Below are 25553 nucleotides of genomic sequence, written 5' to 3' on the forward strand. Positions count from 1 at the left end.
CATGATGATCCATCAACAGTGGCGTCTGGGGCTGGTTGGCGTTGGCCTTTTAAGTGCGGCCACGCACAGCGCGGCATTCGATCAGGCCGAGATCGAGCGCGGTGAGTATCTTTCCCGGGCGGGCGATTGCGTGGCCTGCCACACCGCGCCGGACGGGGTACCGTTCGCCGGCGGCCTGGCGGTCGACAGCCCCTTCGGGGCGATCTTCTCGACCAATATCACGCCGGACCCGGAGACCGGGATCGGCCACTATACGCGAGACGAGTTTGCTGCTGCGCTGCGTGATGGCGTGCGAGCGGATGGCAAGAAGCTTTATCCCGCCATGCCGTATCCTGCCTATGCGCGCATCACCGACGAGGATATCGACGCGCTGTATGCCTACTTCATGGAAGGGGTCGAGCCGGTCAAGAACGAGCCCGAGCGCACGGACCTGAGTTTCCCCTTCAACCAGCGCTGGGGAATCGGCGCCTGGAACTGGCTGTTCGCCTCGGCTGAGCCCTTCACGCCGGACGAGACGCAAAGCGACGAACTCAACCGCGGGGCTTACCTGGTGCAGGGGCTGGGCCACTGCGGCAGTTGCCATACCAACCGCGGGCTGTTCTTCCAGGAGAAGTCGCTTACCGGCGGGGACAGCGACTACCTTGGCGGAGAAACGCTGGAAGGCTGGTATGCGCCCAGCCTGCGCGGTGGCGGGGGCGACCACCCCGTCGCGCGCTGGAGCGAGCAGGATATCGTCGACTACCTGGCCACCGGGCGTAATGACCACAGCGCGGTGGTGGGTGAGATGACGTCCGTCGTTGCACACAGCACCTCGCGGCTGAACGAGGAGGACCTGCAGGCGATTGCGCGCTATCTCAAGTCGCTTTCCGGCCCTGAGGGTGAGGGTCCCGCCCGTGAGCAGGCAGGTGAAGCGACCCAGGCGATGCTGACCCGCGGTGATGTGGAAGACGACCTCGGTGCGCGGCTCTACCTGGATAACTGCAACGCCTGCCATTTCGCCGATGGCAAGGGCGCACCGCAGGTCTTTCCGTCGCTGGTCGGCAGTTCGCTAGTCAATGCCGAGGACCCCACCGGGATCATTCGCGTGATTCTGGCCGGTGCCCGTATGCCTTCCACGGAGCAGCGCCCGGAAGCGTTGGCCATGCCTGACTTTGCCTGGCGGCTGTCCAATGATGAGGTGGCCGAGGTGGCCAACTTCGTACGCTCGGCCTGGGGCAATGAAGGTAGCGAGATAAGCGCGGGCCAGGTCGCCGACGTTCGCGACGAGCTGCCGGAAGACCGGCCTACCAGCGCCCCCACCTATATCGACTGACGATAGGGGCAGTGGCGCTGACCGTGCGCAGTGCAGAAACGAAAACGGGTGCCCCAAGGGGCACCCGTTCTTGTCTGGCTTGCCTCAAGCGCGTTTTTTAGCCGCTTTCGGGTCCGGCGTCTGGCTGTCGCTGGCATCGCTTGGCTGGGGCAGCGAAGGCAGTGACTTGGCCAGCATGTCTACACTCTGGCGGTAGTAGAGCTGGCTCTTGTTATGCTCGCCAAGGCTTGCATAAAGGCGCGCAAGCTCGGCACACACTTCACCGCTGGGACGCTGGCGCTGGCTGGCCTCGAAGTACTCAAGGGCCTTTTCCCACTTGCCGGTGCGTAGCGAAAGGCGCCCGCAGGCCAGCAGTAGCTCGGGGTCGTTGGGACGCTCCTGCAGCCACTTCTCGGCCTTCGCCAACTGGCGGCCAGCATTCACGTTCAACACGCCATAGCGTTTCACCAGACGGGCATCCCAGTGGTGGTCCAGCGAGTGGTTGAGCAGGCGCTCGGCAATGGTTTCCTCGTTGGCCTGCAGCAGCGCATCGGTATACAGCACGATCAGCTCGGTGTTGCCACGCAGGTATTCCGGCATGTCCGCCCAGAGACCGCGCACGCGCTCGATATTGCTCGGGTTCCTGGCTTCGAACAGGATCAGCTCGCGGTACGCCTTGAACTCGAGCTGCTCGCGCTCCTGCGGGGCAATCAGCTTCTGGGCCGCCAGGCGTGGCAACAGCCAGCGCAGGCCTTCCCAGTCGTTGACGCTCAGATGCACCTGCTTGAGCAGTTTCAGTACCTGCGGGTGATCGCTGAGCTTCTTGTCCAGGCGGTTGAGGATCGCCAGCGCCTCTTCGGGCTGCTGGCGGTCGATCATCAACTGCGCCTGCATCAGGCCAATGGCGGTATCGGCGCCTTCGGTGCTGAGCTTGGCCTGGTTCAGGTGCTCCTGGGATTTCTCATGGTTACCCTGATAGTGAGCGGCCAGCGCAGCCGAGAGATAGTTGACCAGCGGCGTGCTGGAGTCATCGGCGGCATGCACCAGAGTCTTCTCGGCCTTTTTCCAGCGTCCTTCGGTCAGGGCGACCAGACCGCGCACGGTACGCTTCATGGCACGCCGATTGCGGGCGCGGCCGTTCCAGGTACGAAAACGGCCCACGGGGCGAAGGATGCCGCTGAGCAGGCGCAGGGCAAAATGCACCACGATAAACGCCGCCAGCAGCAGAATCAGGCCGAACCAGAAGGAGGTCTGGATCGAGGTATCACCTACCCGGATCAGCCAGTAGCCGGGCACCGACATCATCAGGTGGCCGAACAGGGCGCCTACCGCCAGGCCTGCTACCAGCAGGAGAATGAGCTTTCTCATGCATCACCTCCCTCTTCGCCATCTTGCTGACGCGACCGGAAGCGGTTTTCGATAAAGCGGGTCATGGCCTGCTGGGACGCGCTGATATCCGGAAGCTCGGGCTCGATCTCGGCCTGCTTGAGTTCCTGGAGACGCTCGATCACGCTCTGGGTCGCGTCGCGTTCGACATCGTAGTAGCCGTTGAGCAGCTCAAGCGCCTTGTCGATGCTGGCTTCATACAGCGGCTGTTCCTCCTTGAGCAGGGCAAGCTGTGCCTGCTCGAGAATCAGGCGCAGGCTCTGGCGCAGGTAGGACTCCTGCTCCGGCGTCACCAGGGTCTCCATGGCTTCATCGTGATGCCGGATCACCACCAGGTCTTTCAGCTCTTCGCCAAAGCGGGCCAGCTGGCGCTGGAAAGTGCCGGTAGGCGGCTGCTCGATGCCTGACGTCACCGCGCGCTCCTCGATCTCCTGGGAAAGCCGCAGCCCCGCCACGCGTTCCTGCTGGGCATTGAGCGCCAGGTAAAGACCGGTACGGTCGACGCGCGGCACATCGTCAAGAGCGGCAAGCTCGTTGGCGATTTCACGGCGCACGGGCGTCAGAGCCGGATTGTCGGCATCCGCCAGGCGGGCATCGGCGGTACGCAGCAGGGCCGCAGCACCCTCCACGTCGCCTTCAAGCTGCAGGCGCTGGTTGGCCAGACGCAGCAGATAGGCCGCTTCGGCGTGGAGCCAGTCACGGTCGTCGGTGTCCTGGGCCTGGGAGAGCTGGGCAAGCACATCGTCCAGGGTGCTGTCGATGTCGCTGCGATAACTGTCCAGTTCGCCACGCAGTTCATCCAGCGTACTTTCCAGTGTCTGGTCGCGCTCGCTTTCGCTGCTTTCAATGCGTGACTCGAGGTCGCTGACGGTTTGCTGGGTGACGCTGTTTTCCGCCTGTTGGCTCAGCTCATTGATACGCTGCTGCTGGCTGTCCAGGCGCTGCCAGCCCTGCCAGGCAACGATGACCAGTGCAACGGCCAGCAGCACGACCAGAACCAGCGCCAGCAGGCCACCTTTGCCGCCGCCGTTCTTGCCTTGATGGCGCGAGGGCGGGGGAGGCGGAGTACCACTGCCGGAGGGCGTCGCTTCAGGCCTTGCTGTGGTGCTTGACGCCGTACTCGCGGCGGAGGGCTTGTCGGTGCCGGGCGTGGCCGCGGTGGCCGAACCCTGCGCCGGCGCGGCAGGCGAGGAGGCCGTGCTGGAAGCGCCTGACGCCGCCTGGTTCTGCTGCGGGCCACCGCCCTTGCCGCGCCGTCGCGAGCGGCCATTTCGGGGCGTACCGCCTGCCGGCTGGGTGTCCGCGCCGCCTGACGTGCTGCTTTGTGTCTGGCGGCCGTCTGCCGTGCTGGCGGGTGGCGTAGAGGAGGCGGGCGCGGCAGCGTCGTTTGGCTTGCTGCTGGTCTGAGGCGCATCGGCGGACGACTTTTGTACGCCTTCCTGGTCGTTTGGTTGTTTGCTCATCTGTCGCTAGCCCTTAATGAAGTTCCTTGATCGACATCGGCACCCTTGGGGTTGCAGGACCTTTCCAACGTGGCTGCCAGCGCAGCCGGCGTTGCTCCCGACGCCACCTTGAGGTCACTAAAACCCAGTGTACCGGCCAGTGTAGCTAAACGGTGACTGGAAACGATTAGCGGTTGGTTCAACGCTGCCTGATCACACCATTTTGCCAGATGTTCAAGCAGTTCGCCGCTGGTGACGATTAGCGCCCGGTAATCGCCGCTTCTCAGCCGCGCCTGCATGGCGGCAGAGGGCGGGCTGAAAACGCGCCGATAGACGGCAAGGCGCGTCACCATGGCGCCGCGCTCGGCCAGCGTGTCGGCCAGCAGCGTGCGGCCGCCTTCGCCGGCCACCAGCAGTATTCGCTGGTGGGCAACGTCCTTGAGCGAAGCAAGCGTCAGCAGTGCCTCGCTGGTATTCTCGCCGTGCTCGCCTTGGACGCCGGCCTTTGAAGAAGCGGAGGGCGGAATGCGCACCCGCACGCCCAGCTGGTCAAACAGTATGCCCGCGGTGGCGCTCCCCACGCTGTAATAATCGATGCCTACCGGCAATTGCGGCCAATAGCGATCCAGCGCCTCGCTCAGGCACTCGGCGGCGAAAGGGCTGATGACCACGACCTTGTCATACTGATCGATATTCAACCACACACTGCGTGCAGCCGAATCTTCCGGCAAGGCTTCCAGGGCCAGCACGTCAAGCGCCTCGACCGCGGCGCCGCCGGTGCGCAGAAGCTCGGCCAGTGCCTGGCCGCGTGCGCCGGGCCGGCAGATCAGAACCGGCTGCGTCATACGTTGTTGCCGTAAACCTCAGCCAGGATATCGCCCGCGCCCTGGTCAAGCAGCTCTTCGGCAATACGAATGCCCAGCGCTTCGGGCTCGTGGATCGAGCCGCGGCCTTCGGCGCGCAGCACTTCCGTGCCTTCGGGGTTGCCTACCAGCCCGCGCAGCCAGATTGTCTCGTTGGCCTTGTCGAGCACGGCAAAGCCGGCGATCGGCACCTGGCAGCCGCCTTCCAGGCGCGTGTTCATGGCGCGTTCGGCGCGCACGCGGGTGGCGGTGTCCGGATCATCCAGCGGGGCCAGCAGGCCGATCAACTCCGGATCATGCAGGCGGCACTCGATCCCGAGCGCCCCCTGGCCGCAGGCGGGCAGGCACACTTCCGGGGGCAGCGCCTGAGCGATACGCGCATCGAGTCCCAGGCGCTTGAGCCCAGAGGTCGCCAGAATGATGGCGTCGAATTCGCCGTCGTCCAGCTTGCCCAGGCGGGTCTGCACGTTGCCGCGCAGGTTGAGAATCTCGAGATCGGGACGGATTTCACGCAGCTGCAGTCCGCGGCGCAGGCTGGCGGTGCCGATCCTGGCGCCTTCAGGCAACTCATCGACGCTTTTGTAGTGGTTGGAGACGAACGCATCGGTGGGGTCGGCGCCTTCCAGAATCACCGAAAGTCCCAGCCCCTCGGGAAACAGCATCGGCACATCCTTCATGGAGTGCACGGCGATGTCCGCCCGGCCGTCCAGCATGGCGTCTTCCAGCTCCTTGACGAACAGGCCCTTGCCGCCAATCTTGGAAAGCGGGGTATCGAGGATCTTGTCGCCTTTGGTGGACAGCGCCACCAGCTCGACCTCAAGGCCTTCGTGCGCTGCCATCAGGCGGTCGCGAACGTGTTCGGCCTGCCACATGGCCAGCTGGCTTTTGCGCGTGGCGATACGCAGTTTGGTGATGGGTGACACGTTATTCTCCCTTTGCCGCTGACGCGGCGCGTCAAGCTGTGATGGGTCTCATCATAAAGCACCCGGCCACACAGTAAAAATCAGCGGCTTTATTTAAGATAAGCGCCAAGCGATTTATGTGCCATCGGGAGAAAACGGCGAGCCTTTTCAACTCAAGCAATCCAGGCAAGGACTCTGGTACACTTTCCGCCAACGACTCTTTTGTTTTTGTCAGCAGGATATGCCTCCGATGAGCCAAGCTACGAATCAGTCCTGGGGCGGCCGCTTCAGCGAGCCCACCGATGCCTTTGTGGCGCGTTTTACCGCGTCTGTCACCTTCGACCAGCGCTTCGCGCGTCAGGATATTCAGGGCTCGATTGCCCACGCCACCATGCTTGCCCGCGTAGGTGTGCTTACCGATGACGAACGTGACGCCATCATCAATGGCCTGACCGAGATTCAGGGCGAGATCGAGCGCGGTGAATTCAACTGGTCGGTGCCCCTTGAAGACGTGCACATGAACATCGAGGCACGCCTGACCGACAAGATCGGCATTACCGGCAAGAAGCTCCATACCGGGCGCTCACGCAACGACCAGGTAGCCACCGACATCCGCCTGTTCATGCGCGACGAGATCGACGTCATCGAAGCGGAACTCAAGCGTCTGCGTAAAGGCATGATCGAGCTTGCCGACCGCGAAGCCGACACCATCATGCCGGGCTTTACCCACCTGCAGACCGCCCAGCCGGTTACCTTCGGTCATCACCTATTGGCCTGGCAGGAAATGCTCGCCCGTGACCACGAGCGTCTGCTTGACTGCCGCAAGCGTGTCAACGTGCTGCCGCTGGGCGCCGCGGCCCTTGCCGGCACCACGTACCCGATCGACCGCCACGTCACCGCTGAGCTTCTGGGCTTTGATCGTCCGGCGGAAAACTCGCTGGATGCGGTGTCGGATCGTGACTTCGCGATCGAATTCACCAGCTTCGCCAGCATCCTGATGATGCACCTGTCGCGCATGAGCGAAGAACTCGTGCTGTGGACCAGCGCCCAGTTCGATTTCATTGATCTGCCCGATCGCTTCTGCACCGGCTCCTCGATCATGCCGCAGAAGAAAAACCCCGATGTACCCGAGCTCGTTCGCGGCAAGACCGGCCGGGTCTATGGTCATCTGATGGGCCTGCTGACGCTGATGAAATCCCAGCCGCTGGCCTACAACAAGGATAACCAGGAAGACAAGGAGCCGCTGTTCGATGCTGTGGATACGGTGCGCGACTGCCTGAAGGCCTTCGCCGACATGGTGCCCGCCATCGAGCCGAAGAAGGACAGCATGTATGAAGCGGCGCGACGCGGGTTCTCGACCGCCACCGACCTGGCCGACTACCTGGTCCGTAAAGGCGTGGCCTTCCGCGATGCCCACGAGATTGTCGGCCAGTCGGTAGCCTACGGCCTCTCGTCCAGAAAGGACCTGTCGGAAATGAGCCTGGAAGAGCTCCAGCAGTTCTCCACCACCATCGAGCAGGATGTGTTCGACGTCCTGACCCTCGAAGGCTCGGTCGCCGCGCGCAATCATATCGGCGGTACCGCGCCGGATCAGGTGCGCGCTGCCGCCCAGCGGGCGCGTGAGGCGCTGGCCGTCCTCGAGGTGGGTGCATGAAGACGCTGGCAGTTATCGCCATCATCGCGCTATTCATCACAGGCTGTGGCCAGAAGGGTCCGCTGTATATGCCCGAGGATAGCGCGCCTCAACACGGCACGACCGAACAGGCTGGCTAAGCGGCTGCAGGAGACAGGTTCATGGATCACTTCAACTATCGCGACGGCGTGCTCTACGCCGAAGACGTGCCGCTCTCGCAGATTGCCGCCGAGCACGGCACGCCCTGCTACGTCTACTCGAAGGCAACCTTCGAGCGCCATTTCCGCGCCTATACCGAAGCCCTGGGCAGCCACCCGCACCTGATCTGCTACGCGGTCAAGGCCAACTCGAACCTGGCGGTGCTGGGGTTGCTGGCCCGGCTCGGCGCCGGGTTCGATATCGTTTCGGCAGGGGAGCTCGAGCGCGTGCTGGCCGCCGGCGGCGACCCCGCCAAGGTCGTGTTCTCGGGGGTCGCCAAACAGGCCCATGAGATGGCCCGCGCGCTCGAGGTGGGCATCAAGTGCTTCAACGTGGAGTCACGCCCGGAGCTCGAACGCCTGAACGCGGTAGCCGGCGAGCTTGGCAAGGTGGCCCCGGTGTCGCTGCGCGTGAACCCCGACGTGGACGCGGGCACCCACCCGTACATCTCCACCGGGCTCAAGGACAACAAGTTCGGCATCGCGGTGGATGAAGCATTCGAGGTGTATGAGCTGGCCGCCAGCCTGCCCAATCTCGAGGTCAAGGGGCTGGATTGCCATATCGGTTCGCAGCTGACCGAGACCGCCCCCTTCCTCGACGCCCTGGAGCGCTTGCTGGTGCTGATGGAGCGTTTGCGCGAACGCGGTATCGAGATCGACCATCTGGATCTGGGCGGCGGCCTGGGGGTTACGTATCGCGATGAAACACCCCCGCAGCCCTTCGATTACGCCAGCAAGCTGTTGACGCGCCTGTCGCGCTGGGAGGGGGGCGAGAAGTTGACGCTGCTGTTCGAGCCCGGCCGCTCGATTGCCGCCAATGCGGGCGTGATGCTCACTCGGGTCGAGTTCCTCAAGCCCGGTGAAACCAAGAACTTCGCGATCGTCGATGCGGCCATGAACGACCTGATCCGCCCGGCGCTGTACCAGGCATGGCAGGCCATCGTGCCGGTGGATACCCGCCCCGCGCGCGAAAGCGCGGTATACGATGTGGTCGGGCCGGTGTGCGAAACCGGCGACTTTCTGGGCAAGGAGCGCGAGCTTGAGATTGCCGAGGGGGATCTTCTGGCGGTGCGCTCGGCCGGCGCTTACGGCTTCGTGATGGCCTCGAACTACAACAGCCGCCCGCGGCCTGCCGAGCTGATGGTGGATGGCGATGCCTGCCATGTAGTGCGCGCCCGAGAGAGCGTGCAGAACCTGTGGGCTGGCGAAGCGCTGCTGCCCGAAGGAGCACGCTGATGCTGTTGCACTTCACCAAGATGCAGGGCCTCGGCAACGACTTCATGGTCGTGGACCTGGTCACCCAGCGTGCCCGACTGCGCGAAGAGCAGATTCGCCAGCTGGCTGACCGCCGCTTCGGCATCGGTTTTGACCAGCTGTTGATCGTCGAGCCGCCCCGCGAGCCGGAAATGGACTTTCGCTACCGCATTTTTAATGCTGACGGCAGCGAAGTGGAGAACTGCGGTAACGGAGCGCGCTGCTTTGCGCGCTTTGTCCGCGACCAGCGCCTGACCCACAAGCACGAGATTCACGTGGAAACCGCCGGTGGCCCGCTGGTGCTGCACGTGCAGCACGACGGGCTGGTGCGCGTGGACATGGGGCGTCCGCGCTTCAGCCCGGCGGCGCTGCCCTTCGACGCCGAAGGCGACCAGCCGCTGCATGCGCTCGAGGTGGACGGTGAAACGCTCGACGTGGGCGTGGTTTCCATGGGCAACCCCCACGCCGTGCTGCAGGTTGAGAACGTCGAGCAGGCCCCGGTCGAGCGCCTTGGCCCGCGGGTGGAGGCGCATCCGCGCTTTCCCAAGCGAGTCAATGTGGGCTTCATGCAGGTGGTTTCGCCCAACCGGATTCGCCTGCGGGTATTCGAGCGGGGCAGCGGCGAGACGCTTGCCTGCGGCACCGGCGCCTGCGCCGCCGTGGCCAGCGGTATTCGTCAGGGGCTTCTGAAAAGCCCGGTCAGCGTTCAGCTCCCCGGCGGCGAGTTGATCATCGAATGGTCCGACCCCGAGGCCTCGCTGGTCATGGTGGGGCCTGCCACGCGAGTCTATGATGGTCGCGTTGCCCTGAACTGATGGTCGCGTTTCACTGATTCAAGGAGTACGGCAATGTCTCAAGCCCCTGAACCACGCAAGACGCTCGATCCCGATCAGGTTGCCTTCTGGCTTGCCCGTCATCCCGATTTTTTTGTCGGCCGTGAAGGGCTGCTGCAGCAGCTCAAGGTGCCCCATCCGCATATCGACGGCGCGGTCTCGCTGCTCGAGCGGCTGGTGCTGGATTTGCGCCAGCGGGCGGAAAGCGCTGAAGGCCGCCTGGAGCATCTGCTGGAAACCGCGCGCCACAACGAAGCCCAGTACCGGCGGCTGCGCGAAACGCTGCTGGCGCTGGTCGAGGCCGATACCCGCGATGAGCTGGCTCAGGCCCTTGCCACCCAGTTGAACGAGCGCTTCGATACGCAGGCCATGGCGCTGTGGTGCCCGGCCACGCTGAGCGACAGCGAACCGGCGTTGCCCCAGCCGCCGCGCCACGTGCTCGACCAGCACGCAAGCGTTCGGCTTGCCGCGTTGCTGGACGGCAAGACCAGCCGCTGTGCCAAGCTGAGCGTCAGCGACTGGAAATGTCTGCTGCCGCATACCAAGGCGCCGCGCAAGGCGGGGTCCTGCGCCATTTCGCGGCTGTCGGCAGGCGAATCGCTGGGCTATCTGCTGCTTGCCAGCCCCAATCCGGAGAGCTATCGCGCCAGCATGGATACGCTGTTTACCGAGTATCTGGGCGATATCGTGGCACGCTTGCTGGTTCGTCTGGGGCCACATGGCTGAGTCGGCGCTGACGCAGGCGGTGGCGGGTTATCTCGAGGCGCTTTCCCGCCATGCAAGCCCGGCGACCGTTGCGGCCTATCAGCAGGACTTGAGTGCCCTGTGCCGGTTTGCCGAGCAACGCGCGGTGCACGACCCGGCGGCGCTGGATACGGCGCTGTTGCGCACTTTTCTAGGCGCCGAGCGCAGCCGGGGGCTGGGCGCACGCAGCCTGGCTCGCCGCCGCGCTGCGCTGTCGCGCTTTGCCGACTATCTGGTCAGGCAGCGTGTTCTGGCCGATAACCCGGTCGAGCTTCTGCGCACGCCCAAGCAGCCCAGCCACTTGCCGCGTCCGGTGGATGTCGATGCCCTGGCCCGGTTTCTGGACAGCGCTCACGACGGCTCGCCGCTGGCGGTACGCGACCAGGCCATGCTGGAGCTTTTCTACTCCAGCGGCCTGCGCCTGGCCGAGCTTGCCGCGCTTGATCTTCACGACCTGCAGGCAAGCCGCGTGCGGGTCATCGGCAAGGGCAGCAAGCCGCGCCAGATACCGGTTGGCCGCCGCGCCCAGCAGGCGCTGGCCGAGTGGCTGGCCTGCCGGGCCGGCATGGCGAAGGAGGGAGAAGACGCGCTGTTCGTTGGCCAGCAGGGCGCACGCCTTGGCCACCGGGCCATCCAGAAACGCCTGGCCCAGCTCGCGATCACCCGCGGGCTGCCGGAGCATCTGCACCCGCACCGGCTGCGCCACTCCTTTGCCAGCCACCTGCTCGAATCAAGCCAGGACCTGCGCGCGGTGCAGGAGCTTCTAGGCCACGCCAATCTTTCCACCACCCAGGTATACACCCGGCTGGACTGGCAGCACCTGGCCACCAGCTACGATGCCGCTCATCCACGCGCCAGACGCGGTTCCGGAAGCAAACCATGACAGCACTGAAAGCCATCACCTTTGATCTCGATGATACGCTGTGGGACAACCACGGTGTCATGCTGCGCACCGAGGAGGGCCACTACGCATGGCTGCTCGAGGCGCTCGGCATGTGGCGCGCTGCGCGCCAGGAGGCGCCGCTTGCGCTTGGCTTTGAGGCGGGGGTACAGGACTACCTGGCGCGTCGCCAGCAGTTTGCCAGGGAGGTGCCCGAGCGGCGCGGCGACTTCACCTGGCTGCGTCTGCGCGCCCTGGAAGCCCAGCTGGAGGCCGAAGGCCTGCCGCGCAGCGCGGCCATCCTGTGGGCGGCGGCGGCCATGAACGAATTCCACCGCCTGCGCGTGCAGGTAACGCCCCATCCGGAAGCGGCGGGGCTGCTCGCGGCGCTAGGCGAGCGCTACCAACTGGCGGCGATTACCAACGGCAATATCCATTTGAAGCGCCAGCCGCTGGCGGCGTACTTTCCGGTGGCCATTGCGGCGGGGGAGCTGCTGGCCCCGAAGCCCGATCACACGCCTTTCTTGACGGCACTGGCCAAACTGGACGTGGCGCCGGAGTGCGCCATGCACGTGGGGGATTCCTGGGCGGAAGACATTATTCCTGCCCAGCAGCTCGGCATGCACGCGGTATGGGTCTCGAGCGATAGCGAGCAGGCGCTGCCGCCTCGCGTGCACCGTATTGCGCATATCAAGGAGCTGCCCGAGATACTTGAGCGGCTGAAGAGCTGATTGCCCTATTCGGACTCAGGCGTGTGCAGCCACTGGTCAAGCTTATGCGAGAGCGTGTCGACGCCCTCGCGCTTGAGCGACGAGAACAGCTGAACCGACACCAGGTCCTCCCACTCTTTCAGGCGTGAGCGGACCTTTTGCAGGGCTGCGCTTGCGGGCCCCTTCTTCAGCTTGTCGGACTTGGTCAGCAGGATATGCACTGGCATGTTGCGCTGGTCGGCGTAGCTGAGCATCATCTGGTCGAACTCGGTCAGCGGATGGCGCACGTCCATCAGCAGCACCAAACCGCGCAGGCTGAAGCGGCCGCGCAGGTAGTCCGAAAGATGCTGTTGCCACTCGATCTTGACCGCTTCGGGCACCTTGGCGTAACCGTAACCGGGCAGGTCGACCAGGCGGCGTGAATCGTCGTTCATCACGCTGAAGAAGTTGATCAGCTGGGTACGGCCCGGCGTGCGCGAAGTGCGTGCCAGCGCCTTTTGCTGAGTCAGCGCATTGATGGCGCTGGATTTGCCCGCATTCGAACGGCCGGCAAACGCCACTTCGGCGCCAGTGTCGTCCGGGCAGGTGGCAAGCGTAGGCGCACTGGTGATGAAGCGAGCGGTAGGATAGTTGAGCCGAGCGACGGGACCATCTTGGGGGGTGGACATGGAAAGAATCCTGAAATCGAACCTATAGAACAGTCTGCGTTGACCACGCGTATAATGACATGGCACGCCGCGCTGCGACGAATTGCCCCGTCAGCCAGGTCACATGTTGCGCTATAAAAGCGGGATTACCTGTGATCTGGGGCGCCAGTGTACCACCGCACCTGGAACGCTGCTTGACGTCATTCACCCTTAACTGCAAGCGAGTTGCCATGAGAGTAGTGCTGCCAGGCCTGACGGCCCTGTTGACGATGTGGAGCGTGGCCTGCGTGCAGGCTGACGATCAGCCGACGCCGGACGCCACCGCCGGCGAGCAGCGCGCGCAGACCTGCGCGGCCTGCCACGGCCAGACCGGCATCAGTCCGGCCAGCGTCTTTCCTCACCTGGCCGGCCAGCAGGCCTCCTACCTTGCCAAGCAGATCAGGGATATTCGTGACGGCGAGCGCATCGTGCCCCAGATGATAGGACTGGTGGATGATTTTTCCGACCAGGATGCTCTGGACGTGGCCGCCTACTACGCCGCTCAGGAGGCGAACCTGGGCCAGGTCAGTCGCGAAAACGAGGCGCAGCTGGCGCGGGGTGAAGCGCTCTACCGGGCGGGCGACGCCGAGCTTGGCGTTCCTGCCTGCAGCGCCTGCCATACGCCTACCGGTGTCGGTATCGGCAGCGCCGTGTATCCGGCGCTTTCTGGGCAGTACCCGGCTTACACCGTGGCGGCACTGCAAGCGTTTGCCGCCGGTGAGCGAGTCAATGACCCGAGTGGCAGCATGAACGATATCGCCGCCAGGCTCAGCGCCGAGGACCGACAGGCCGTGGCCGAGTATCTTTTCGGATTGCACTGATTCATCGAGTGCCGAAGGGCCACCGGGCGGGTGGCAAACGCGTACGCTCTGTTTCCTAACGCCTGGGAACCTGATAGCGTTATCGGCAGTCTCAGCTTGCGCCTACCCCTTGGAGAATTGTCGCTATGTTCAAAACGTTAATGGTTGCGATGGCCGGTCTTAGCCTGTCTGCCGCCGTCAGTGCCCAGGAATTGGTCGAAGGCCAGCACTATACGCTGCTTGAAGCGCCGGTCGCGACCCAGGTGGATGATGACCAGATCGAAGTGACCGAGGTGTTCTGGTTCGGTTGCCCACACTGCTACCGCCTGCAGACGCCGGTCAACGAGTGGTACGAAACCCTCGAGGATGACGTAAGCGTTGTGCACATGCCGGCCACCATGGGCGGCAACTGGAATACCCACGCTGCGGCCTTCTATGCCGCGGAGTCGCTGGGCATCGAAGAGGACCTGCACGCCGACTTCTTTGACGCGATCCATCAGGACGGCCGCAAGCTCGTCGATGCCGACGAGATCGCCGAATTCTTTTCTCACTACGGCGTGAGCGAAGAGGACGCGAAAAAGGCCCTGACCTCATTCAACGTACGCAGTGACGTCAACAAGGCCAACAGCCGCATGCGTGAAATGCGTCTGATGGGCGTGCCGGCACTGGTGGTCGATGGCCGCTACGTGATTACACCCAGCACCGCCGGCAGCCTGGAAAACATGCCACAGATCGCCGAGACATTGATCGAGCAGGTACGCGAGGAGCGCGCCCAGCAAGAGTAGATAACCAAGGAATCAGGTGACCAGCAGATGGCCGATACGACAGCGAACAACCAGGGAAACGGGCCGTTGCCGCTGCGCGAACGTGGACACATTCGTCTGCTCACGTTCAATTTGCAGGTAGGGATACAGACGTCTGCTTATCATCACTACGTGACCCGCAGCTGGCAGCATTTTCTGCCCCATCCGCAGCGGGTCAAGCGCCTGGATGTCATGGGTGGCGTGCTCGGGCAGTTCGACGTGGTGGGGCTGCAGGAGGCCGATGGCGGAAGCTTTCGCTCCGGGCGCATCAATCAGGTCGAGTACCTGGCAGCCAAGGCCGGCTTTCCCCACTACTTCAAGCAGCTGAACCGTAACCTGGGGCACGTTGCCCAGCACAGTAACGGGCTGCTTTCGCGCCTGGCGCCCACCAGGATCGAAGAGCACCGTCTGCCCGGTACGTTGCCCGGGCGCGGCGCCATCCACGTACGCTTTGGCAACGGGCCGGATGCGCTGCATATCTTCGTGGCGCACCTGGCGCTCAGCCACCGGGGCCGGGTGCGTCAGCTCAACTATTTAAGCGATATCATCGAGCCGCTGCGCCACGTGGTGGTGATGGGGGACCTCAACTGCACTCCGGACCAGCTGCATGCCCACGAGCGGTTCAGCACCTCGCTGCCGCTGCATCCGGTCAAGCCGCTGCTCAGTTATCCATCCTGGCAGCCGCGGCGCGCGCTTGACCATATCCTGCTCTCGCAGACTCTGGAAGCCGCCGAGGTTCGGGTGATGGACCATCTGTTTTCCGACCATCTGCCGATCGCGGTGGATCTGCCGCTGCCGGCGGCCTGCCTGCTCGCCATTGAAAAGGCAACGCCTTCGGTTGGCTGAGTCGCTCAGCGACAATAAAAGGTCGCACAAGCGAGCGTGGGGGATGACGTTCGGCCCAGAATCAGCGATGATTCTGGGCCGTTTTCTTTCTCCAGGACATTTGACATGCTCGCCAATGCCCATGAGCCACGCCTGCTCCGCTGGCTCGACTGCGTGACCGAGGGAGTGGGCCGGGCCATCGCCTGGCTGGTGGTCATCATGATGGTCGTCCAGTTCGCCATCGTCGTGCTGCGCTATATCTTCGGTATCAATAGCATCGTGATGCAGGAATCCGTGATGTACATGCACGCCGCCGTGTTTCTGCTCGGCGCCGGCTGGACGCTGCGTCACGATGGCCACGTGCGGGTGGATATCTTCTATCGCAAGATGTCGGACAAGGGCCGCGCCTGGGTCGACCTGCTGGGTACGCTGTTTCTGCTGCTTCCCGTGGCCGCCTTCATTGCCATCTCGAGCTTTAACTATGTGGCGACCAGCTGGGCCATCATGGAGCGCTCGGGGGATGGCGGCATTCCGGCGGTATTTCTGCTCAAGTCGTTGATACTGGCGATGGTCGCTCTGCTGCTGATCCAGGCAGTGGCCCAACTGATCCGACAGGTACTGATTATCCGCGGCAAGCTATCCAGTTCTGCCCCCGTACACGAGGAGATGATCTAGTGCTGGCGATTCTGATGGAAAGCATGCCACTGATACTGTTTGCCACGGTATGCGGTGTCCTGATGCTGGGTTATCCGGTGGCGCTCTCGCTGGCCGGTACGGCACTGGCCTTTGCCGGGCTAGGCTTCTTGCTGCAGTCGATGGGCGTTCCGGTGCACTTCGAGGCGCGCTGGATGAGCTCGATGCCCAACCGCATCTACGGCATCATGACCAACAACACCCTGCTGGCGGTGCCCTTGTTCGTGTTGATGGGCGTGTTGCTCGAGAAGTCGCGGGTGGCGGAAACCCTGCTGGATGCCATGACCATGGCATTTGGCGCCTTGCGCGGCGGCCTGGGTATTGCCGTGGTGCTGGTCGGCATGCTGCTGGCCGCTTCCACCGGTATCGTGGGGGCCACGGTGGTGACCATGGGCCTGCTTTCACTGCCCACCATGCTCAAGCGCGGCTACTCGCCAGCGCTTGCGACCGGCACCATCTGCGCGACGGGAACGCTTGGTCAGATCATTCCACCCTCCATCGCCCTGGTACTGCTGGGCGATGTGCTGAATAACGCCTACCAGCAGGCGCAGCTGGCCATGGGCTCCTGGAGTCCCAAGACCCTCTCCGTGGGTGATCTGTTTATCGGTGCGCTGGTGCCGGGGTTATTGCTGGTAGTGGCCTACATCATCTATCTGCTCATGGTGGCGTGGCTGAAACCCAGCGCGGCCCCGGCGGCGGACCGTGGGGCGTTGATGCAGGAGCTGGGCCATACCGGCAGCGTCTGGCCGCTGCTGTTGAAGGGGCTCTTGCCGCCGGTATTGCTGATCGTGGCCGTGCTGGGCTCGATTCTGGGCGGCTTTGCCACGCCCACCGAGGCCTCGGCGGTAGGGGCGTTCGGCGCGCTGCTGCTGGCGGCGGCCAACCGGCGGCTGAGTCTTGGCATGCTGCGCGATGTGGTGCGCTCCACCGCCCAGGTCACCAGCATGGTGTTTTTGATATTGATCGGTGCGGCGCTGTTTTCTCTGGTATTCCGGGCGTTTGGTGGCGAAGAGCTGGTGACTCACCTGTTCGAATCAATGCCTGGCGGCGTCGTCGGGGCCACGCTGGTGGTCATGCTGGTCATCTTCCTGCTCGGGTTCATTCTCGACTTTATCGAGATCACCTTCGTGGTGGTGCCGATTGTCGGCCCGGTGCTGCTCGCCATGGGGCTCGATCCCATCTGGCTTGGCATCATGATTGCCGTCAACCTGCAAACCTCCTTCCTGACCCCGCCGTTCGGGTTTGCACTCTTCTACCTGCGCGGTGTCACCCCGCACAACGTGCCCACCTCGGCGATCTATCGTGGCGTCATTCCGTTCATTGTCATGCAGCTGGCCATGCTGCTGGCGCTGGCGCTGTTCCCGGGGCTTGCTACCTGGCTGCCGTCAGTGATCTAGGAGATATCATGATGCGTAGTGTCAATGTGCTGACCATTGCCGGCTCCGATCCTTCAGGTGGGGCGGGTCTGCAAGGGGATCTCAAGACGTTTTCGGCGCTCGGTGTCTACGGCACCAATGTGATTACGGCTGTCATTGCACAAAATACCTGCGGTGTCGCCTCGGTGTATCCGGTTTCGCCGCAGGCCATCCGAGAACAGCTCGAAAACCTGCTAGACGATGTCGAGCTCGATGCAATCAAGATCGGCATGGTGGCCAGCCGTGACGTCGCCGAGGTGATCGCCGAGGTGCTGAGTAAGCGCCGTCCGCGCTGGATCGTGCTCGACCCGGTCATGGTCGCCAAGAGCGGCGACATTCTGGTGGATGATGCGGGCATTCGTGCGGTGCGCGACATCCTGGTGCCGCTGGCTGACGTCATCACCCCCAACCTGCCGGAGGCGGCGGTGCTGCTGGATACTCGCTCTCCCGCGAGCCTGGATGCCATGGAAGCCATGCTGCCGGGCTTGACCCGGCTGGGTGCGCCCTATGTCGTGCTCAAGGGTGGGCATCTGCGCGGCGAAACCTGCCCGGACCTGCTGGCCACCCCAAGCGGCCACGAATGGCTTCCCGCCTCGCGCATTCAGACCGACAACCTGCACGGCACCGGCTGCGCGCTCTCCTCGGCGATTACCGCCTGTCTTGCCAGGTTACCGGTCGATGCGGGCGCGCAAGCGCCCGTCGCCGCCATTGGCGAGGCCAAGCAGTGGCTCCACGCAGCGCTCGAGGCCAGTTCCCGGTTGAGCGTGGGCAAGGGGCGCGGGCCGGTTCATCACTTTCACGCCTGGTGGTAGGCGCCTGAACGAGGAGAAGACCAAGCATGAAAGTGCTGATACAGCGGGTCAACAAGGCCAGCGTAACGGTCGAGGGGCAAACCATCGGCGCCATCGACCAGGGGCTTCTGGCCCTGGTCGGTGTCGAGAAAGGCGACGATGAAGCGGCGGTCGAGAAAATGCTGCACAAGCTTTTGCACTACCGGGTGTTCAGCGACGCCGACGGCAAGATGAACCTCAACCTTCAACAGATAAATGGCGGACTGCTGCTGGTGTCTCAGTTCACCCTGGCCGCCGAGACCCACAAGGGCCTGCGGCCGGGCTTTTCCAGCGCCGCCCCGCCCGCCGAAGGCGAGCGGCTGTTCAATGCGCTGGTGACTCGGGCCCAGACGGCGTGGCCGAGCGTGGCGACCGGCCAGTTCGGGGCCGATATGCAGGTCGCGCTGGTCAACGACGGTCCGGTGACCTTCCTGCTGGAAAGCTGAGGCCAGGCCGACGCATCAGGCGTCGGCGCTTTCGCTGGCTAAAAGCTCTGCCTCCATGGCCTCCAGTGCCTCTTCCGCGGCCAGCCACTGCTGCTCGGCGCTATCCAGGCGGGCCTTGATGCTGGCCTGCTGGGCTAGCGCATTGGTCAGCTCGGCCTTGCGGGCGCTGTCGGTATACAGCGCAGGGTCGGCCAGCACGGCTTCTACTTCTTCCAGTGCTGCCTGGGCCTTCTCCATGGCCTGCTCGGCCTTGTCGCGTTCCTTTTTCAACGGACGCAGCTTCTCGCGCAGCTCGGCGGCGGCCTTGCGGGCGGCCTTGCGCGCTTCGCGGCTGTCGCCGCTTGGCTGCTGGCTCTGGCGCTCGGCCTTTTCGCTGCGCGAATCGCGCCGGCTCTCTTCAAGGCGTGCCTTCAGCCAGGCGCGGTAATCCTCGAGGTCGCCATCGAACGGCTCCACCCGGTGATCCGCCACGCGCCAGAACTCGTCGACCGTGGCGCGCAGCAGGTGGCGGTCGTGGGACACCAGGATCACGGTGCCTTCGAAACCCGCCAGGGCCTCGGTCAGCGCTTCACGCATCTCCAGGTCCAGGTGGTTGGTCGGTTCATCGAGCAGCAGCAGGTTGGGCTTCTGCCAGGCCACCAGCGCAAGCGCCAGGCGGGCCTTTTCGCCGCCGGAGAAGGTCGCCACTTCGCCAAAGGCGTCGTCCCCCTTGAAGCCAAAGCCGCCCAGGAAGTTGCGGATCTCCTGCTCGCTGGCCTTGGGTGAAAGACGCTGCACGTGCATGAACGGTGTCGAGGTGACGTCCAGGCCTTCCAGCTGGTGCTGGGCAAAGTAGCCGATCGCCAGGTGCTCGCCGGGCACGCGCTTGCCGGCCAGCAGCCCAAGCTCGCCGGTAAGCGACTTGATCAGGGTCGATTTACCCGCCCCGTTGGGGCCTAGAAGACCGATACGGCTGCCCGGCAGGAGCGTGATGTTGACCTTGTCCAGCTGGACGTTGTCGCGCTCGTCGCCGCGGTAGCCCAACTGGGCCTGATCCAGCACCAGCAGCGGGTGAGAGGTCTTGTCGGCGGCGGGCAGGGTGAAGTGAAAGGGCGAATCGACGTGGGCCATGGCGATATCTTCCATGCGCTCGAGCATCTTTACCCGGCTCTGGGCCTGGCGGGCCTTGGTGGCCTTGGCCTTGAAACGGGCGATAAAGCGCTCGATCTCTTCGCGCCGCGCCTGCTGCTTGGCGGCTTCGGCCTGCTGCAGGGCCAGCTTTTCAGCGCGGGTGCGCTCAAAGCGCGAGTAGTTGCCCCGGTATAGCTCCAGGGTCTGGTGGTGCATGTGCACGATGTGGTCGCACACCGCATCCAGGAAATCCCGGTCGTGGGAGATCAGCAGCAGGGTGCCGGGGTAGCGGGTCAGCCACTGTTCGAGCCACAGCAGCGCGTCGAGATCCAGGTGGTTGGTCGGCTCATCGAGCAGCAGCAGGTCAGAGGGCATGAACAGCGTGCGCGCCAGATTGACGCGCATCCGCCAGCCGCCGGAGAAGTCCGACAGCGGGCGGGCAAGGTCAGCCTGCCCGAAGCCAAGCCCGACCAGCAGCTGGGCGGCGCGGGACTCGGCGCGGTAGCCGTCCAGGGTCTCGATCAGCCCATGCAGCTCGGCTTCGCGGTGGGCTTCCCCCGCCTCTTGGGCGGCCAGCAGGTCGGCTTCGGCCTGGCGCAGGGCCAGGTCGCCATCCAGCACGTACTCGATGATCGGCCGGTCGAGGGCTTCCACTTCCTGGGCCATGTGGGCAATGCGCTGGCCGCCGCTCATTTCCACGTCGCCCTGGTCGGGGCCCAGCTCACTCAACAGCAGCTTGAAAAGGCTCGATTTGCCGGCGCCGTTTGCCCCGATGATACCCGCCTTGATACCGTCGTGCAGGGTCAGGTCGGCGTTCTCGAGTAGCGTTTGCGTGCCGCGTTGCAGGGCGACTTGGCGCAGTGCGATCATGCTCTCTCCCAAAAGAAGTGGGTAAATCAATGCTCGATTCTAACCGATTGCGCCACCTGGAGCAGATGCCGTTATGGGATTTTGCACTGGCGTTTTACTCAGAACCCGAGGTCGAGCGGGCCTGCCTGACGCTGCAGGACGCAGGCGGGGTGGATGTATGCGAGCTTCTGCTGCACGGCTGGCTGTTCGTGCACGGCCTTGAAGCGCTGCCGGATGCGCTGGCCGAGCAGCGCCAATCGCGACAAGCGTGGCAGCGGCAAGTGACCCAGGTGCTGCGTCACTTGCGGCGCCGCCTTAAGCCCGAGGCATCGAACAGCGAAGCGATTGCGGCGCTCCGCAAGACGATACAGCAGGCCGAGCTTCAAGCCGAACGTGAAAACCTTCAACGTTGGCAGGCCTGGGCGCTAGACCTTCCTGAACCGCAGCAGCGTTTGAGGAATCGAGCGGAAACTTCGCATGATGTTGAAAAATGGCTGCAGGATAGGTTTTTTTTCGCCGAACTTGAAGCAGGCTGTGCTGCGGCGCCAGACACGCACGAAAGCGTTTCACGTGCCTGGCTGAGCCTGGCCACCCGGCTTGACCGCTTCGAAGTGCCGCGCTAGCCTGAAAAAAAGCTGCTTTTGAATAACCATTTGTTATACGTGCGCTGACCCGCAGCAATGGATCACGTTCTTGCGTGTCAGCGAATGTCAAAACAAAGAATGTCCAGGACAGACAAAGGCAGATTTCTGCGCATTCGTATAGCGCGCTTACCACTGCAAGGGGAACATCGCATGAAGGCAAGCAAGTTAGTAACGACGGCAAGCGTAGGTGCACTGCTGTTCGGCATGACAGCTGCTGCACAGGCAGACAACTGGCGTTACGCGCACGAAGAGTACGAAGGCGACGTACAGGATGTGTTCGCCCTCGCGTTCAAGGAGTACATCGAAGACAACTCCGATCACACCGTTCAGGTCTATCGTTTTGGCGAGCTGGGCGAGTCCGACGACATCATGGAGCAGACCCAGAACGGTATCCTCCAGTTCGTGAATCAGTCACCCGGCTTCACCGGCGCCCTGATTCCCGAGGCGCAGATCTTCTTCATTCCTTACCTGCTGCCGACCGACGAAGAAACCGTACTGACGTTCTTCGACGAAAGCCAGGCAATCAACGAGATGTTCCCGGAGCTTTACGCCGAGCAGGGCCTTGAGCTTTTGAAGATGTATCCTGAAGGTGAAATGGTCATCACCACCAACGAGCCGATCAGCTCGCCGGAGGATATGCGCAACAAGAAAATCCGCACCATGACCAACCCGCTGCTTTCCGAAACCTATGACGCCTTTGGCGCCACGCCGACACCGCTGCCCTGGGGCGAGGTGTATGGCGGCCTGCAGACCGGCATTCTGGATGGCCAGGAAAACCCGATCTTCTGGATCGAGTCCGGCGGTCTGTACGAAGTATCACCGCACCTGACCTTCACCGGTCACGGCTGGTTCACCACCGCCATGATGGCCAACCAGGACTTCTTCGAAGGGCTTTCCGAGGAAGACCAGGCGCTGGTGCGTGATGCATCCGAAGCCGCGTATGACCACACCATGGAGCATGTCCAGGGTCTGGCCGACGAAGCGCTGGAAAAGATTCAGGCAGCCTCCGACGAGGTTACCGTGACGCGCCTGGATGAAGAGCAGATCGAGGCGTTCCGTGCCCGCGCCCCGCAGGTGGAAGAGGCCTTCCTCGGCATGACCGGCGAGCGCGGTGCTGAACTGCTCGAGCAGTTCAAGGCCGACCTGGACGCCGTGACCAACGAGTAACCGCTGCTTGCTCGATCAAGGCAGGGGAATCGAAAAGGGGGCAGTCAACGCTGCCCCTTTTTTATTGCCTGCAGGCTTGCCGGGCCACGGCGCCTGCAAGGGGCATGCAGGGCAAGCGGTGCGTTGGCAATTATTTGCCCTACGCTAAGGCGCAAAACCCCGCTACCCATTACGCTTAGAGTGCGTCAACGCACTTTAATCATCTCTTCGCGAGTCAGTTATCCAGCGTGCTATTGGCGTGCCATGCGCCATAGTCATGCCGAAAAAGGGAGTTCGGCCATGACCGATGAAGAATCCGAGAAGCATTATCAGTCAGGGTTACCCGGCGTGTTGGGTGTGATCGACACTGCAATTAGCAAAATCGAGTCAGTGATACTGGCGCTGGGGGTTTTGCTAATGGCGCTGAATACGGTCACCAACGTCATCGCCCGGTTCGTGTTTGGCAACAGCATCATGTTCTCAGGCGAGCTGAACCGTATCCTGATCATCATGATCACCTTTGCCGGTATCGGCTATGCGGCGCGTCACGGCCGGCATATTCGCATGTCGGCGATTTTCGATGCGCTGCCCACGGGCGGTCGCAAGGCGCTGATGATCGGTATTTCGCTGTTCACCTCGCTGATCATGTTCTTTCTTCTCTACTACTCGATCGTCTATATCCAGGACCTTTACAGCAAGGGGCGCGTATTACCGGCGCTTAGCCTGCCGGTCTGGATGATTTATCTGTGGGTGCCGATGGGCTTTCTGATCACGGGTATTCAATACCTGCTGACCGCCATCAAGAACCTCACCAGCCGGGAGGTATACCTCTCGACCGGCGTGGTGGACGGTTATAAAGATGTCGAAACCGACGCTTGACGCAGGGCACCGCACACGAGGGTAATACGCAATGACGACGATAATGGTAGTGACCATGATCGCCCTGCTGCTGCTGGGCTTTCCGATGATGGTGCCGTTGATTGCTGCTGCGATCATCGGCTTTTACATGATGTTCGACGGCTTCGGCCAGATGGATACGCTGATTCAACAGATGATGGCGGGCATCCGGCCGGCGTCGCTGATCGCTGTTCCCATGTTCATTCTGGCGGCGGACATCATGACCCGCGGCCAGTCGGCCAACCGCTTGATCGATATGGTGATGGCGTTCATCGGCCATATCAAGGGTGGGCTTGCAGTGAGCACGGCGGCATCCTGTACGCTTTTCGGGGCGGTGTCAGGCTCCACGCAGGCAACGGTGGTGGCGGTGGGGTCGCCGCTGCGCCCCAAGATGCTCAAGGCGGGCTATTCCGACTCGTTCACCCTGGCTCTGATCATCAATGCCAGTGACATCGCGTTTCTGATTCCGCCGAGTATCGGCATGATCATCTACGGGGTCATCTCCGGTACCTCGATCGGCGAGCTGTTCATCGCCGGTATCGGGCCGGGCCTTTTGATCCTTTTGATGTTTTCGGCCTACTGTGTCGTCTATGCGGTGGTGAAGGACGTACCTACCGAGGCCCGGGCCAGCTGGAAAGAGCGTGGCATGGCGGTGCAGAGAGCGCTCTGGCCGATGGGGTTCCCGGTGATTATCGTGGGCGGTATCTACGGCGGTATTTTCAGTCCCACCGAAGCCGCTGCTGCCTGCGTGCTGTATGCCGTGCTGCTCGAGTTCGTGGTATTTCGCGCGCTCAAGATGCAGGATATCTACGCCATCGCCAAATCCACCGGCCTGATCACCGCGGTGGTGTTCATTCTGGTAGCGGTGGGTAACGGCTTCTCCTGGATCATCTCCTTTGCGCAGATCCCGCAAGCGATTCTCGAAACCGTGGGGGTCAACGAGGCCGGCCCCACCGGCGTGCTGATCGCGATCTGCGTCTCGTTTTTCATCGCCTGCATGTTCGTCGACCCGATCGTGGTGATCCTGGTGCTCACGCCCATTTTCGCACCGGCCATTGCCGCCACCGGACTCGACCCGGTACTGGTGGGTATTCTGATCACCCTGCAGACGGCGATTGGCTCGGCCACACCACCGTTTGGCTGCGATATCTTCACCGCCATTGCCGTCTTCAAGCGCCCCTACTGGGATGTCATCAAGGGAACGCCACCGTTCATCTTCATTCTGATTCTGGCGGCCGTGCTGTTGATCATGTTCCCGCAGATTGCGCTGTTCCTGCGCGATGTAGCTTTCCAGTGATCCCTTGCGCAGAAACAGCGCTGTAACGTGGCTAAACCTCCCGGCGAAACGGAGGTCGTATCTACACCCGCTGCCTGGTAGGCATCACAGGGCGGCGGGTGTTAGTCTTTGAGATATCTCACCTATGGCGTATGACGCCGCCGCATAAGGTTATTTTTGCTATGAAAACACTGCTCACTTCAACGGCCTTGACCAGCCTGCTGCTGGTAGCGCCCTTCGTTGCTGCCGCGCCGGATACCGACGAGCAGCGCTTGGCCTACAGCCTCGGCGTTACCCTCGGCGGAAGCATGAAGGCCGATCTTGAAGACCTCGACCTGGATGCGTTCAACGACGGCATGCGTGACGTGTTCGAAGACAACGAGCTTTCGCTGAGTGAAGAGGAGATGCTCGAGGCGATCATGGCCTTCCAGGAGCGCTCCATGCAGGCGCGCGAAGAGCAAGCCGCCGAGATCGCCGAAATGAACCAGCAGGAAGGCGATGATTTCCTGGCGGAAAATGCCGAGCGTGAAGGCATCGAAGTCACCGAATCCGGCCTTCAGTATGAAGTGCTGGAGTCCGGCGATGGCGCAACGCCTGGGCCCGAGGACACCGTTGAGGTGAACTATGAAGGCATGCTGCTCGACGGCACCGTCTTCGACAGCTCCTTTGAGCGTGGCGAGCCGGTCAGCTTCCAGGTCAATCAGGTGATCGAAGGCTGGCAGGAAGCTCTGCAGCTGATGAGCGTCGGCGACAGCTGGATGCTGTATATCCCGGCTGAACTGGCCTACGGCGAACGTGGCCAGGGCCCGATCGGCCCCAATGAAATGCTTACCTTCCGCGTCGAACTGCTGGGTGTAGAGTAAACAGCACGTTTTATTATTTCTTGTCTTTTAGCACGTTATGAAGTAAGCAGAGCAGTTGTTTAGGTTAATTTAGATAGCGTGCCAAAAGCTTATTTTCGCTATGCGGGCTGGTAGTGGATATAAGCTTTTAGGCCG

The 25553-nt window shown here is 62.9% G+C and carries 26 protein-coding genes; 20 read left to right on the plus strand and 6 right to left on the minus strand.

The annotated features are described in order from the left end of the window. Nucleotide 1: 1 nt before the first annotated feature. A complete protein-coding gene (locus tag HW452_RS08535; protein ID WP_224105684.1) occupies nucleotides 2-1312 on the plus strand; it encodes a c-type cytochrome in 1311 nt (436 codons plus the stop codon). Between the two features lie 84 nt (nucleotides 1313-1396). On the opposite strand, the gene HW452_RS08540 is transcribed toward HW452_RS08535, so the two are convergent. From HW452_RS08540 to hemC, 4 genes are read right to left on the minus strand one after another with little or no spacing between them, the layout of a single operon-like run. After that, nucleotides 1397-2659 (minus strand): heme biosynthesis HemY N-terminal domain-containing protein, encoded by a 1263-nt coding sequence (locus HW452_RS08540; protein WP_224105685.1) that lies wholly within the window; start codon nucleotides 2657-2659, stop codon nucleotides 1397-1399. After that, nucleotides 2656-4140: a uroporphyrinogen-III C-methyltransferase gene (locus tag HW452_RS08545; protein WP_224105686.1), complete on the minus strand. Its 1485-nt coding sequence runs from the start codon at nucleotides 4138-4140 to the stop codon at nucleotides 2656-2658. Before HW452_RS08545 ends, HW452_RS08540 begins: the two co-directional genes overlap by 4 nt. Continuing rightward, nucleotides 4137-4964, minus strand: a complete 828-nt coding sequence (locus HW452_RS08550) for a uroporphyrinogen-III synthase (protein WP_224105687.1) — start codon at nucleotides 4962-4964, stop codon at nucleotides 4137-4139. Before HW452_RS08550 ends, HW452_RS08545 begins: the two co-directional genes overlap by 4 nt. Continuing rightward, on the minus strand, nucleotides 4961-5905 hold the full coding sequence (gene hemC / locus HW452_RS08555) for a hydroxymethylbilane synthase (protein WP_224105688.1): 945 nt from the start codon (nucleotides 5903-5905) through the stop codon (nucleotides 4961-4963). Before hemC ends, HW452_RS08550 begins: the two co-directional genes overlap by 4 nt. A 229-nt stretch (nucleotides 5906-6134) precedes the next feature. On the opposite strand from hemC, the gene argH reads away from it, so the two are divergent. Genes argH through HW452_RS08590 form a run of 7 tightly spaced genes read left to right on the plus strand, consistent with a single transcriptional unit; the run spans nucleotide 6135 to nucleotide 12156 of the window. Beyond that, nucleotides 6135-7538, plus strand: coding sequence for an argininosuccinate lyase (gene argH, locus HW452_RS08560; protein WP_224105689.1), 1404 nt, complete (start codon nucleotides 6135-6137; stop codon nucleotides 7536-7538). Then, complete coding sequence (lptM, locus tag HW452_RS08565) at nucleotides 7535-7657, plus strand: LPS translocon maturation chaperone LptM (RefSeq protein ID WP_224105690.1); 123 nt, start codon at nucleotides 7535-7537, stop codon at nucleotides 7655-7657. Before argH ends, lptM begins: the two co-directional genes overlap by 4 nt. A gap of 21 nt (nucleotides 7658-7678) precedes the next feature. After that, nucleotides 7679-8950: a diaminopimelate decarboxylase gene (gene lysA, locus HW452_RS08570; RefSeq protein WP_224105691.1), complete on the plus strand. Its 1272-nt coding sequence runs from the start codon at nucleotides 7679-7681 to the stop codon at nucleotides 8948-8950. After that, on the plus strand, nucleotides 8950-9783 hold the full coding sequence (dapF, locus tag HW452_RS08575; protein WP_224105692.1) for a diaminopimelate epimerase: 834 nt from the start codon (nucleotides 8950-8952) through the stop codon (nucleotides 9781-9783). The genes lysA and dapF overlap by 1 nt, the downstream gene beginning before the upstream one ends. A gap of 33 nt (nucleotides 9784-9816) precedes the next feature. Then, complete coding sequence (locus HW452_RS08580; RefSeq protein WP_224105693.1) at nucleotides 9817-10527, plus strand: DUF484 family protein; 711 nt, start codon at nucleotides 9817-9819, stop codon at nucleotides 10525-10527. Next, the gene (locus HW452_RS08585) at nucleotides 10520-11428 is read left to right on the plus strand and encodes a tyrosine recombinase XerC (RefSeq protein ID WP_224105694.1); all 909 of its coding nucleotides are present in this window, start codon (nucleotides 10520-10522) and stop codon (nucleotides 11426-11428) included. Before HW452_RS08580 ends, HW452_RS08585 begins: the two co-directional genes overlap by 8 nt. Continuing rightward, nucleotides 11425-12156 carry an HAD family hydrolase gene (locus HW452_RS08590; RefSeq protein ID WP_224105695.1) on the plus strand — a complete coding sequence of 244 codons (732 nt, stop codon included), beginning with the start codon at nucleotides 11425-11427 and terminating at the stop codon, nucleotides 12154-12156. Before HW452_RS08585 ends, HW452_RS08590 begins: the two co-directional genes overlap by 4 nt. A gap of 5 nt (nucleotides 12157-12161) precedes the next feature. On the opposite strand, the gene yihA is transcribed toward HW452_RS08590, so the two are convergent. Further along, nucleotides 12162-12803, minus strand: coding sequence for a ribosome biogenesis GTP-binding protein YihA/YsxC (yihA, locus tag HW452_RS08595; protein WP_224105696.1), 642 nt, complete (start codon nucleotides 12801-12803; stop codon nucleotides 12162-12164). A gap of 209 nt (nucleotides 12804-13012) precedes the next feature. Between yihA and HW452_RS08600 the strand changes: the two genes are divergently transcribed. The 7 genes from HW452_RS08600 to dtd all read left to right on the plus strand — a co-directional run bounded on the left by HW452_RS08600 (nucleotide 13013) and on the right by dtd (nucleotide 18633). After that, entirely contained in the window at nucleotides 13013-13642 is a 630-nt protein-coding gene (locus HW452_RS08600; protein WP_224105697.1) for a c-type cytochrome, read from the plus strand. A 125-nt stretch (nucleotides 13643-13767) separates the two neighbouring features. After that, nucleotides 13768-14406, plus strand: a complete 639-nt coding sequence (locus HW452_RS08605; protein WP_224105698.1) for a thiol:disulfide interchange protein DsbA/DsbL — start codon at nucleotides 13768-13770, stop codon at nucleotides 14404-14406. Between the two features lie 27 nt (nucleotides 14407-14433). Continuing rightward, on the plus strand, nucleotides 14434-15270 hold the full coding sequence (locus HW452_RS08610; protein WP_224105699.1) for an endonuclease/exonuclease/phosphatase family protein: 837 nt from the start codon (nucleotides 14434-14436) through the stop codon (nucleotides 15268-15270). Between the two features lie 105 nt (nucleotides 15271-15375). Beyond that, nucleotides 15376-15924, plus strand: a complete 549-nt coding sequence (locus HW452_RS08615) for a TRAP transporter small permease subunit (RefSeq protein ID WP_224105700.1) — start codon at nucleotides 15376-15378, stop codon at nucleotides 15922-15924. Continuing rightward, nucleotides 15924-17339: a TRAP transporter large permease gene (locus HW452_RS08620; protein WP_224105701.1), complete on the plus strand. Its 1416-nt coding sequence runs from the start codon at nucleotides 15924-15926 to the stop codon at nucleotides 17337-17339. Before HW452_RS08615 ends, HW452_RS08620 begins: the two co-directional genes overlap by 1 nt. An 8-nt stretch (nucleotides 17340-17347) precedes the next feature. Then, nucleotides 17348-18169, plus strand: a complete 822-nt coding sequence (gene thiD, locus HW452_RS08625; RefSeq protein ID WP_317986332.1) for a bifunctional hydroxymethylpyrimidine kinase/phosphomethylpyrimidine kinase — start codon at nucleotides 17348-17350, stop codon at nucleotides 18167-18169. A gap of 26 nt (nucleotides 18170-18195) precedes the next feature. Next, nucleotides 18196-18633: a D-aminoacyl-tRNA deacylase gene (gene dtd, locus HW452_RS08630; protein ID WP_224105702.1), complete on the plus strand. Its 438-nt coding sequence runs from the start codon at nucleotides 18196-18198 to the stop codon at nucleotides 18631-18633. A gap of 15 nt (nucleotides 18634-18648) precedes the next feature. Here dtd and abc-f read toward each other — a convergent pair whose 3' ends face one another. Beyond that, nucleotides 18649-20613: a ribosomal protection-like ABC-F family protein gene (abc-f, locus tag HW452_RS08635; protein WP_224105703.1), complete on the minus strand. Its 1965-nt coding sequence runs from the start codon at nucleotides 20611-20613 to the stop codon at nucleotides 18649-18651. A gap of 29 nt (nucleotides 20614-20642) precedes the next feature. On the opposite strand from abc-f, the gene HW452_RS08640 reads away from it, so the two are divergent. The 5 genes from HW452_RS08640 to HW452_RS08660 all read left to right on the plus strand — a co-directional run bounded on the left by HW452_RS08640 (nucleotide 20643) and on the right by HW452_RS08660 (nucleotide 25418). Next, nucleotides 20643-21215 (plus strand): TIGR02444 family protein, encoded by a 573-nt coding sequence (locus tag HW452_RS08640; protein ID WP_224105704.1) that lies wholly within the window; start codon nucleotides 20643-20645, stop codon nucleotides 21213-21215. Nucleotides 21216-21386: 171 nt separating this feature from the next. Next, nucleotides 21387-22403 carry a TRAP transporter substrate-binding protein DctP gene (gene dctP / locus HW452_RS08645; protein ID WP_224105705.1) on the plus strand — a complete coding sequence of 339 codons (1017 nt, stop codon included), beginning with the start codon at nucleotides 21387-21389 and terminating at the stop codon, nucleotides 22401-22403. A gap of 279 nt (nucleotides 22404-22682) precedes the next feature. Then, nucleotides 22683-23261: a TRAP transporter small permease gene (locus HW452_RS08650; RefSeq protein WP_224105706.1), complete on the plus strand. Its 579-nt coding sequence runs from the start codon at nucleotides 22683-22685 to the stop codon at nucleotides 23259-23261. A 31-nt stretch (nucleotides 23262-23292) separates the two neighbouring features. Next, nucleotides 23293-24576 carry a TRAP transporter large permease gene (locus HW452_RS08655; protein ID WP_224105707.1) on the plus strand — a complete coding sequence of 428 codons (1284 nt, stop codon included), beginning with the start codon at nucleotides 23293-23295 and terminating at the stop codon, nucleotides 24574-24576. Between the two features lie 161 nt (nucleotides 24577-24737). After that, nucleotides 24738-25418 (plus strand): FKBP-type peptidyl-prolyl cis-trans isomerase, encoded by a 681-nt coding sequence (locus HW452_RS08660; RefSeq protein ID WP_224105708.1) that lies wholly within the window; start codon nucleotides 24738-24740, stop codon nucleotides 25416-25418. The last annotated feature ends 135 nt before the right edge of the window (nucleotides 25419-25553 follow it).

The sequence above is a fragment of the Vreelandella aquamarina genome (genome assembly GCF_020075495.1).
Taxonomy (GTDB): domain Bacteria; phylum Pseudomonadota; class Gammaproteobacteria; order Pseudomonadales; family Halomonadaceae; genus Vreelandella; species Vreelandella aquamarina_A.

Coding starts and splice junctions, on each gene's coding strand:
- HW452_RS08585 (WP_224105694.1), top strand. CDS start 10,520: ATGGCTGAGTCGGCGCTGACGCAGGCGGTGGCGGGTTATCTCGAGGCG.
- HW452_RS08615 (WP_224105700.1), top strand. CDS start 15,376: ATGCTCGCCAATGCCCATGAGCCACGCCTGCTCCGCTGGCTCGACTGC.
- dtd (WP_224105702.1), top strand. CDS start 18,196: ATGAAAGTGCTGATACAGCGGGTCAACAAGGCCAGCGTAACGGTCGAG.
- HW452_RS08580 (WP_224105693.1), top strand. CDS start 9,817: ATGTCTCAAGCCCCTGAACCACGCAAGACGCTCGATCCCGATCAGGTT.
- HW452_RS08535 (WP_224105684.1), top strand. CDS start 2: ATGATGATCCATCAACAGTGGCGTCTGGGGCTGGTTGGCGTTGGCCTT.
- HW452_RS08655 (WP_224105707.1), top strand. CDS start 23,293: ATGACGACGATAATGGTAGTGACCATGATCGCCCTGCTGCTGCTGGGC.
- lysA (WP_224105691.1), top strand. CDS start 7,679: ATGGATCACTTCAACTATCGCGACGGCGTGCTCTACGCCGAAGACGTG.
- HW452_RS08610 (WP_224105699.1), top strand. CDS start 14,434: ATGGCCGATACGACAGCGAACAACCAGGGAAACGGGCCGTTGCCGCTG.
- HW452_RS08590 (WP_224105695.1), top strand. CDS start 11,425: ATGACAGCACTGAAAGCCATCACCTTTGATCTCGATGATACGCTGTGG.
- lptM (WP_224105690.1), top strand. CDS start 7,535: ATGAAGACGCTGGCAGTTATCGCCATCATCGCGCTATTCATCACAGGC.
- HW452_RS08545 (WP_224105686.1), bottom strand. CDS start 4,140: ATGAGCAAACAACCAAACGACCAGGAAGGCGTACAAAAGTCGTCCGCC.
- HW452_RS08660 (WP_224105708.1), top strand. CDS start 24,738: ATGAAAACACTGCTCACTTCAACGGCCTTGACCAGCCTGCTGCTGGTA.
- HW452_RS08640 (WP_224105704.1), top strand. CDS start 20,643: ATGCTCGATTCTAACCGATTGCGCCACCTGGAGCAGATGCCGTTATGG.
- HW452_RS08540 (WP_224105685.1), bottom strand. CDS start 2,659: ATGAGAAAGCTCATTCTCCTGCTGGTAGCAGGCCTGGCGGTAGGCGCC.
- thiD (WP_317986332.1), top strand. CDS start 17,348: ATGATGCGTAGTGTCAATGTGCTGACCATTGCCGGCTCCGATCCTTCA.
- abc-f (WP_224105703.1), bottom strand. CDS start 20,613: ATGATCGCACTGCGCCAAGTCGCCCTGCAACGCGGCACGCAAACGCTA.
- dapF (WP_224105692.1), top strand. CDS start 8,950: ATGCTGTTGCACTTCACCAAGATGCAGGGCCTCGGCAACGACTTCATG.
- HW452_RS08600 (WP_224105697.1), top strand. CDS start 13,013: ATGAGAGTAGTGCTGCCAGGCCTGACGGCCCTGTTGACGATGTGGAGC.
- HW452_RS08550 (WP_224105687.1), bottom strand. CDS start 4,964: ATGACGCAGCCGGTTCTGATCTGCCGGCCCGGCGCACGCGGCCAGGCA.
- yihA (WP_224105696.1), bottom strand. CDS start 12,803: ATGTCCACCCCCCAAGATGGTCCCGTCGCTCGGCTCAACTATCCTACC.
- dctP (WP_224105705.1), top strand. CDS start 21,387: ATGAAGGCAAGCAAGTTAGTAACGACGGCAAGCGTAGGTGCACTGCTG.
- HW452_RS08650 (WP_224105706.1), top strand. CDS start 22,683: ATGACCGATGAAGAATCCGAGAAGCATTATCAGTCAGGGTTACCCGGC.
- HW452_RS08605 (WP_224105698.1), top strand. CDS start 13,768: ATGTTCAAAACGTTAATGGTTGCGATGGCCGGTCTTAGCCTGTCTGCC.
- argH (WP_224105689.1), top strand. CDS start 6,135: ATGAGCCAAGCTACGAATCAGTCCTGGGGCGGCCGCTTCAGCGAGCCC.